9 protein-coding genes and 1 pseudogene are annotated in these 7,287 nt (G+C 71.1%); 9 read left to right on the top strand and 1 reads right to left on the bottom strand.

Annotated features, from left to right (window positions below):
* Nucleotides 1-128 precede the first annotated feature (128 nt).
* The 5 genes and pseudogenes from ACFVWY_RS34395 to ACFVWY_RS34375 all read left to right on the top strand — a co-directional run.
* Nucleotides 129-299 (top strand): hypothetical protein, encoded by a 171-nt coding sequence (locus ACFVWY_RS34395; protein WP_389878866.1) that lies wholly within the window; start codon nt 129-131, stop codon nt 297-299.
* 453 nt (nt 300-752) lie between these two features.
* Nucleotides 753-2,291 carry an alpha/beta fold hydrolase gene (locus tag ACFVWY_RS34390; protein WP_389878865.1) on the top strand — a complete coding sequence of 513 codons (1,539 nt, stop codon included), beginning with the start codon at nt 753-755 and terminating at the stop codon, nt 2,289-2,291.
* Nucleotides 2,292-2,718: 427 nt separating this feature from the next.
* Nucleotides 2,719-3,318 carry a hypothetical protein gene (locus ACFVWY_RS34385; RefSeq protein ID WP_389878864.1) on the top strand — a complete coding sequence of 200 codons (600 nt, stop codon included), beginning with the start codon at nt 2,719-2,721 and terminating at the stop codon, nt 3,316-3,318.
* A gap of 77 nt (nt 3,319-3,395) precedes the next feature.
* Entirely contained in the window at nt 3,396-3,614 is a 219-nt protein-coding gene (locus tag ACFVWY_RS34380; RefSeq protein WP_389878863.1) for a hypothetical protein, read from the top strand.
* Nucleotides 3,590-3,810: pseudogene (locus ACFVWY_RS34375) on the top strand (DDE-type integrase/transposase/recombinase); the annotation flags it as partial. The gene ACFVWY_RS34380 and the pseudogene ACFVWY_RS34375, both read left to right, overlap by 25 nt.
* Nucleotides 3,811-3,903: 93 nt before the next feature.
* On the opposite strand, the gene ACFVWY_RS34370 reads toward ACFVWY_RS34375, so the two are convergent.
* A complete protein-coding gene (locus ACFVWY_RS34370; RefSeq protein WP_389878862.1) occupies nt 3,904-4,257 on the bottom strand; it encodes a zinc ribbon domain-containing protein YjdM in 354 nt (117 codons plus the stop codon).
* A gap of 126 nt (nt 4,258-4,383) precedes the next feature.
* On the opposite strand from ACFVWY_RS34370, the gene ACFVWY_RS34365 reads away from it, so the two are divergent.
* The 4 genes from ACFVWY_RS34365 to ACFVWY_RS34350 all read left to right on the top strand — a co-directional run bounded on the left by ACFVWY_RS34365 (nt 4,384) and on the right by ACFVWY_RS34350 (nt 7,281).
* The gene (locus ACFVWY_RS34365) at nt 4,384-4,725 is read left to right on the top strand and encodes an ArsR/SmtB family transcription factor (RefSeq protein ID WP_389878861.1); all 342 of its coding nucleotides are present in this window, start codon (nt 4,384-4,386) and stop codon (nt 4,723-4,725) included.
* Nucleotides 4,726-4,793: 68 nt separating this feature from the next.
* Nucleotides 4,794-6,455, top strand: coding sequence for a SulP family inorganic anion transporter (locus ACFVWY_RS34360; RefSeq protein ID WP_389878868.1), 1,662 nt, complete (start codon nt 4,794-4,796; stop codon nt 6,453-6,455).
* On the top strand, nt 6,452-6,862 hold the full coding sequence (locus tag ACFVWY_RS34355) for a pyridoxamine 5'-phosphate oxidase family protein (RefSeq protein WP_389878860.1): 411 nt from the start codon (nt 6,452-6,454) through the stop codon (nt 6,860-6,862). Before ACFVWY_RS34360 ends, ACFVWY_RS34355 begins: the two co-directional genes overlap by 4 nt.
* The gene (locus ACFVWY_RS34350; RefSeq protein ID WP_389878867.1) at nt 6,862-7,281 is read left to right on the top strand and encodes an ATP-binding protein; all 420 of its coding nucleotides are present in this window, start codon (nt 6,862-6,864) and stop codon (nt 7,279-7,281) included. Before ACFVWY_RS34355 ends, ACFVWY_RS34350 begins: the two co-directional genes overlap by 1 nt.
* The last annotated feature ends 6 nt before the right edge of the window (nt 7,282-7,287 follow it).

The raw sequence follows: 7,287 nt of genomic DNA, 5'->3' as shown, positions 1-7,287 counted from the left end.
CGTATGAGGTCCCACTCGGCATCGGACAGTTCATGGCGACGTATCACGACTCCATGATCCACAATCCAAGATCACTTTGACGACAGGGCCTAGGGGCCGGGAGACCCGTGCGCCGGTTCGGTAAAACCGTGAGACAGGAAGGCCGCGACGAGTGGGCCGACGGGCCGGACTGGTCCGCCACTGCCGCTCCCGAGGAACCCGCCGCAGGAACGAGCACCGTCGCCCGCGACACGGCCGAATCGACGCAGGCGATCTGGGCCGAACGCACCGGAGCGCTGCTGTCTGCCGGTGGGGGCTGATGGTGGTGAGGAGGCAACTTACCGACACCGCACTGCTGTTGGACTCCGTTCGCCGGTCTGTGCGGCTGGGGAGAACGGCAGCTCGGTCGGGTTGGCGCGCGCGAGGCCGACGGCGCCACCCGGCCAGCGGGTGCCGTACACGGCAGCGGTGTCGAGCCGTTCCCGTCCGGACGCCGACGACACGGCGACAGGCCGCGCCGTCGGCACCGCGCCCTTCCATTTCGGCGCAGTGCTGTGGGCCGGTGTGCCGAGGGCACGACTGTCGGCAGACGGCCGATCAGCCGTGCACCCTGACTGGTGAACGACCCGGAGCAGGACTCCAGCAGGACGTCGGTGTGCCGTCCTACACCGCTAGCAGGATCACGAGTCCATTCCCGCGCCGTACGGGGTACGAGTGGGGCGGAACAGAGACTGGAGGCAATTCGAGACACTGATTCCGCACAGAGGACTGGCATGGCTCTACGAGGCGCCCGAACGATTCCCGTGCTCACGGTCGGCACGGTGACGGCGTTGATGGCAGCGCTCACCCCCGTGACGGCGTTCGCGGCAGGGGATCCGCTCCAGCAGTACGCGCAGCAGCAACTCCGCTGGGTGCGCTGCGATACGGGCGGGCCGACGACGTTCGAATGCGCGAAGGTCGAGGTGCCACTGGACTACAGCGACCCCGGGGGCCGGAAGATCGACCTCGCGATATCGCGGGTAAAGGCGAGTGGTGCGAAGGAGCGGCACGGTGTGCTGCTGATGAATCCCGGGGGACCGGGCGTCCCGGGACTGACCATGCCCGTGGAGATCGAGCCGCTGCTGCCGGCGGAGGTACGAGAGGAGTTCGACCTGGTCGGCTTCGACCCGCGCGGGGTCGGGCAGAGCGCGCCGGTCAGCTGCGGTCTGACGGCCGGCGAACAGGCCGTCCAGCACCCCTACACCGCACGGACGTTCGCGAAGGACGTGGCCCTGGCCCGGACGGTGGCCGACAAGTGCTGGTCCAAGGCGGGCGACATGCTGCCGCACATCACCACCCGCAACACGGCACGGGACATGGACATCGTCCGGGCGGCACTGGGGGAAAAGAAGATCTCCTACTTCGGGTACTCGTACGGCACCTACCTGGGAGCCGTCTACACGCAGATGTTTCCCCAGCGTTCGGACCGGTTCGTGCTGGACAGCGCCCTCGATCCGGCGCTCGCGTGGCGAGGGACGTTCCGGGGGTGGTCGGCCGGGGCCGAACTCGCCTTCACCCGCTGGACCGAGTGGGCCGCCGCCCGCAACGACACCTACGGTCTGGGGCCGACTCCGGCGAAGGTCCGAAAGGCGTACTGGGAGCTTGTCGCCCGCGCCGACCGCACACCCGTCCCGGTCAATGGCGGGGCGCTCAGCGGGGGCGCCATCCGTTCCCAGTACGGTGCGTTCGTCGGCGTCAGGACCGTCACCCCGTGGATCGCCGCGTTGAAGGCCTCGGCCGCAGGCGGACCGCCCGCGCCGCCGACGCCGACCGCGTCGGCCGAACCGGCTGTCCCCGGCTCCGCCCCGGTCCGGTCCGCCGACGCGGGGGCGTTCGGCGCGGACGTTCCTGCCGACAACCAGTCCGCCGTCACCTGGGCAGCCTTCTGCGGCGACACCCGCAGCTGGCCGCGCGACCCCGAGCAGTACCGCCGGGACGTGATCCGGGACCGGGCCACGTACCCGCTGGCCGGAGACCTGGGGGCCACCATTCAGCCGTGCGCGTTCTGGAAGCCGGAGGCAAGGGAGCCGGCCACCGTGGTGAGCAACGACGTCAACGCGCTGATCGTGCAGAACCAGTGGGATCCGCAGGCGACGCTGCCCATGGCGCAGGGCATGCGACGGGCGCTGCACGGCGCGCGGATGGTCACCGTGGCCGGCGGTGAGGGCCACGGCGTGGTGGTGGCCGGACCGTCCTGCGCGGACGCCAGCGTCACGCGGTACCTGACCACGGGCCGACTGCCCGCGAAGGACCTGACCTGCGCTGGACAGTGACCTGAGTCGGAGACTCAGGGGCGGACCGCCCGCTCCCGGAACCCGGCCGGGAGGGCGGCTGCCCCGCAACTGGTTGGTGGACGGCCTTTCGCGGATACCCCGCCAAGGCGGTACGAGTGGGCTGCGGACACGAAGGCGTCCAGGACGAAGGAACTGGGCGGCGCGTCCGCGCGTCTGGCCCGCCCGCACCTGGCGGAACAGGAACCTGAGGCGGCCCTTGGGCCGCTGCGGCAGGGCTTTCACGCACGGGGAGGCGGTCTGATCCCATGGTGGACCGCGCAGGGGGCATGGCGCCGATCCCTATGACGGGGACGCAGCGCATCCGGCGTGCGCCAGTTTGAGGCGGGGGCAGGTGTCCGGACCGTACCCACCCAGTGGTCAGCAGCAGCCCGGAGGGGCGTTGCTGACCACTGGATACCCTCTCGGTATGAAGATCACCATGGGCGGCCTCGCTGCCGGGGCGTGCTTTGGGGCGGTTACCTCGCTCGTCAACGCGCTTTCGTCGCCATATGCAGAGCTCGGGACGTCTCTCACGGGCACCGTATGGGCCAAGGCCGCCAAGGTGCTCAGCCTGCTGGTGGACGCAGGCTGGTCCTGGGCCGCGCTGGCGGTGGCGATGGGCTGGCTGGCCGGGACGTGGGTCCGAGGTGCGCTGGCCGGGGCCCTGGCGCTGATCGCTGCCACAGTGGCGTACTACGTGACGGATGTCTTCGTCTCGGGGGCCGACACGGATATGGTCAGGTGGTTGCTGGTGGGGCTGCCGTTCGGACTGGTCCTCGGTGTGGTGGGCGCAGCCATAAGGCGGCCTGGATGGGCCGGCTTGCTGGCGGCGTTGACGGTTCCGGTGGGTGCTGCCACGCAGATGGTCGTGCTGCCGCCTCGGCCGCACCTCACCTTGACCCCGGCGATCATTCTCGCCGAGGCCATCGTCTGGACATCCGCTGTGCTCGGTGCCGGCTGGGCTGTCCACCGTTTCTGGGCCGGGAGGCGAACAGCGCTGCCCGTGCAGCGTGTTCCGTCCGGCTGAGGAGTGGCGCACTCCGGAGGGCCACGGGCGGGTTGCTGCGGGGTTCCGTCGGGTGAGCCGCCTGGCCATGAGGGTGATTGCAGCCCCGCCATGAGCTGGCCCGCATCAGTCACCACCCGCACGAGGCCACAGCGGCGCGGTTCACCGTCCTCCAGGCCCTGGCCGCCTTCGCGGGTGGTGGTGGCCAGGGCGCGCACGACGCGCCAGCTGGTGCGCGCGGTGACGACGTGGACCAGGACGGCGACGGCCTTCCGCCCGCGCCGCCCCGGCCCCACGCCCCGGTGAAGCGGACCTGATCAACGGCGAGCGGAAGTACCTGCGTGCCGCCGGCCAGGACGGCACCGTTCTCGACGCCCTCGTGCGGAGCCGCCGCGGCAAGGCTGCCGCCCGGCGCTTCTTCCGGCGCCTGCGGAAGACGACCCGCGCGGTGCCCCGGGTGGTCGTCACCGACGGCTCCGCTCCTACGGCGCGGCCCACCACGAGGTCATACCCCTTCGCCCCCGGACGGCCTGACAGCCGCTCCCGGCCCTGCCCCCGGAACCGCCAGACGCGCGCGAGGACCGGCATCCGCGCAGGCCCTTGGGATCAGGCCTTCCTGACGACTCCGGACTTGAGCTGCATGGCGCCGAAACCGTCGATCCTGCAGTCGATGTCGTGGCCGTCGACGCCGTCGACCAGACGGATGCCGCGCACCTTGGTGCCGGCCTTGATGCCCGACGGGCTGCCCTTGACCTTGAGGGCCTTGACGACGATCACGGCGTCGCCGTCGTTCAGCACGTTGCCGACGGCGTCCTTGACGACACGCCCCTCGGCGCCGTCCGCCGGTTCCTCGGACGCGGGCAGCCACTCGTGCCCGCATTCCGGGCAGACCAGGAGCGCGCCCATCTCGTAGGTGTAGGCGCTGGAGCACTGGGGGCATGCGGGAAGGTTCTCGGTCACCGGAGCAGTATATTTATGGCTAACCGAATTGCGAAAATTTGCAATTCATTACATGCTGTGGTGGCTGTGTCCGCAGGTAGCCGCGGGCACGGAGTTGGTGCGTGCCGGAGAGAGGTCCCAAAGAACGTGTCCGTTCCGCTGTATCAGGCCAAGGCCGAGTTCTTCCGGATGCTGGGGCATCCGGTGCGGATACGGGTGCTGGAGCTACTCCAGGACGGGCCGATGCCGGTGCGCGAGCTGCTCGCGCGGATCGAGGTGGAACCCTCGACCCTGTCCCAGCAGCTCGCGGTGCTGCGCCGCTCCGGCATCGTGGCCTCCCGGCGGGAAGGGACAACGGTGGTGTACGGACTCGCCGGCGGGGATGTCGCGGAGCTGATGCGGGCCGCGCGCCGGATTCTGACCGAGATGCTGGCGGGACAGCACCAGCTGCTGGAGGAGCTGCGGGAAGCCGAGGGCACCGCCAAGTGAGCACCTTGACCGGCCAGGTCCGGAACGCGGCACTCTCTCTGCTGCCCAGCCGCACGGACCTGGCGGCGATGGGCCGCAATCCACGCAGGGACCTGCTGGCCGGACTGACCGTGGCGATCGTCGCGCTGCCGCTCGCGCTCGGCTTCGGCGTCTCGTCCGGCCTCGGCGCCGAGGCCGGACTGGCGACCGCGGTGGTGGCTGGCGCACTGGCGGCGGTCTTCGGCGGCTCCAGCCTCCAGGTGTCCGGGCCGACCGGCGCGATGACCGTGGTCCTGGTACCGATCGTCGCCCAGTACGGACCCGGCGGCGTACTCACGGTCGGGCTGATCGCCGGAGCGATACTGATCGCGCTCGCACTGCTGCGGGCCGGGCGGTACATGGCCTACATCCCGGCCTCGGTGGTGGAGGGCTTCACCCTCGGCATCGCCTGCGTCATCGGGCTCCAGCAGGTCCCGAACGCGCTCGGGATCGACAAGCCGGAGGGCGACAAGGTCCTGGCGGTCACCTGGCACGCGGTCGAGGAATTCGTCCGCGACCCCAACTGGACCGCCCTCGCCCTCGCCCTCGGGGTGATGCTGGTGATGCTGCTCGGCGCACGGTGGCGGCCGACGATCCCGTTCTCGATCGTCGCGGTGATCGCCGCCACGGCCGTCGCACACGTCCTGCACCTCGACGCGGCCGCTCCGATCGGCACCCTGCCCTCCGGCCTGCCCGCCCCCTCCCTCGCCTTCCTGCACCCCGAAGCCCTTGGCTCACTGCTGGCCCCCGCGGTCGCGGTGGCCGCCCTCGCCGCCCTGGAATCGCTGCTCTCGGCCCAGGTAGCGGACGGCATGACCGTGGGGCAGAAGCACGACCCGGACAAGGAACTGTTCGGGCAGGGCCTGGCGAACATCGCCGCCCCGCTGTTCGGCGGTGTCCCCGCGACCGGCGCCATCGCCCGCACCGCGGTCAACGTCCGCACCGGTGCCTCCTCCCGGCTCGCCGCGCTCACCCACGCCGCCGTCCTCGCGGTCATCGTCTTCGCCGCCGCCCCGCTGGTCTCCAAGATCCCGCTCGCCGCGCTCGCGGGCGTGCTGCTGGCCACCGCGGTCCGCATGGTCGAGGTCGGCTCGCTGCGGGCGATGGCCAAGGCAACCCGCTCGGACGCGCTGATCCTCGTCCTGACCGCCATCGCGACCCTCGCCCTCGACCTCGTGTACGCGGTGATCATCGGCCTGGCCGTAGCCGGAGCACTTGCGCTCCGGGCCGTCGCACGGCAGGCCCGCATGGACGAGATCCCACTGGACCCCGGCGACCAGGGCGACCACAGCAACGAGGAACACGCGCTGCTCGCCGAGCACATCGTCGCCTACCGCCTCGACGGCCCGCTGTTCTTCGCCGCGGCCCACCGCTTCCTGCTGGAGCTCTCCGAGGTCGCCGACGTCCGCGTCGTCATCCTGCGCATGGCGCGGGTATCGACCATCGACGCCACCGGCTCCCTCGTCCTCAAGGACGCCGTCCAGAAACTGAACCGGCGAGGCATCACCGTGCTGGCCTCCGGGATACGGCCCGAGCACCGCCAGGCCCTCGACTCGACCGGCACCCTGGCACTGCTGCGCCCGGAGGGCCGCGAGTACGCCACCACGCCCGAAGCGATCGCAGGGGCCCGTATCTGCCTGGAGGACGCCGGGCTCCTGCCACCCGCTCCCGCCCAGCAGCTGCGTACCGCCGTTCAGGAGCCCGCCCGATGACCCGACCCGTGCCGCGCCACCTGACGGAGGTCTCCGGTTCCGAGGCCCTGTGGCTGCTCGAAGGAGCTGCCCGGGGACGCCTGGTGTACGTCCGACGGGAGATCCCGGCCGTCCGCCCGGCGGTGCACCGCCTCGACTACGGCCGTCTGATCGTCCGGGCCCCGGTCCAGGCCTCCGCCCTGTCCGCACGCACCGCCCTCACCTACCAGGCCGACGAGATCGAAGAGGCCGACGGCACCGGCTGGACGATCACCGCCACCGGCCCCGCCGAGATCATCACCGACCCGAACGAGGCCGCCCACTACCGCAGGACGCTCTTCGGCTGGACCCACGGCCCGCACGACACGCTCCTGCGCATCCAGCCGCAGACCGTCACAGGGTTCCGTCTCGTCCACCAGGAGGCATGATGGTCCCGCGGATCGAGACACTTCCGTGGCGGCATGCGCTGACGGTGCCCGCCGTCGGCCCGGCCGTCCGCATGGCCCGCGAAACCGCCGAACTCGCCCTCACCGAGTGGGGAGTGAGCCTGCGCCACCCCGCCGTCGGCCCGGCGCTCCTGATCCTGAGCGAACTGGTCACCAACAGTGTCCGGCACGCCGCCGACCGATCACCGGACATCACAGTGATCTACGCGGGAAGCGAAGACACGCTCGCCTTCGCCGTCCACGACCACCACCCCTACCGGCCCCCGCTGCACGAAGCGGTCACCGGCACGGGCGGGCTGGGCACCGTCATGGAACTCACCCTGCGGCTCGGCGGGACCGCGGTCACCCGGCCCGACGCCGACGGCACGGGCAAGAGCATCTGGATCACTCTCCCTCTCTGAAGCCGC

It is taken from the genome of Streptomyces sp. NPDC058195, from assembly GCF_042883525.1.
In the GTDB taxonomy this organism is placed as follows: Bacteria; Actinomycetota; Actinomycetes; order Streptomycetales; family Streptomycetaceae; genus Streptomyces.
The sequence above is the reverse complement of the archived record's forward strand: the minus strand, read 5'-3'. Positions and strand labels throughout refer to the sequence as shown.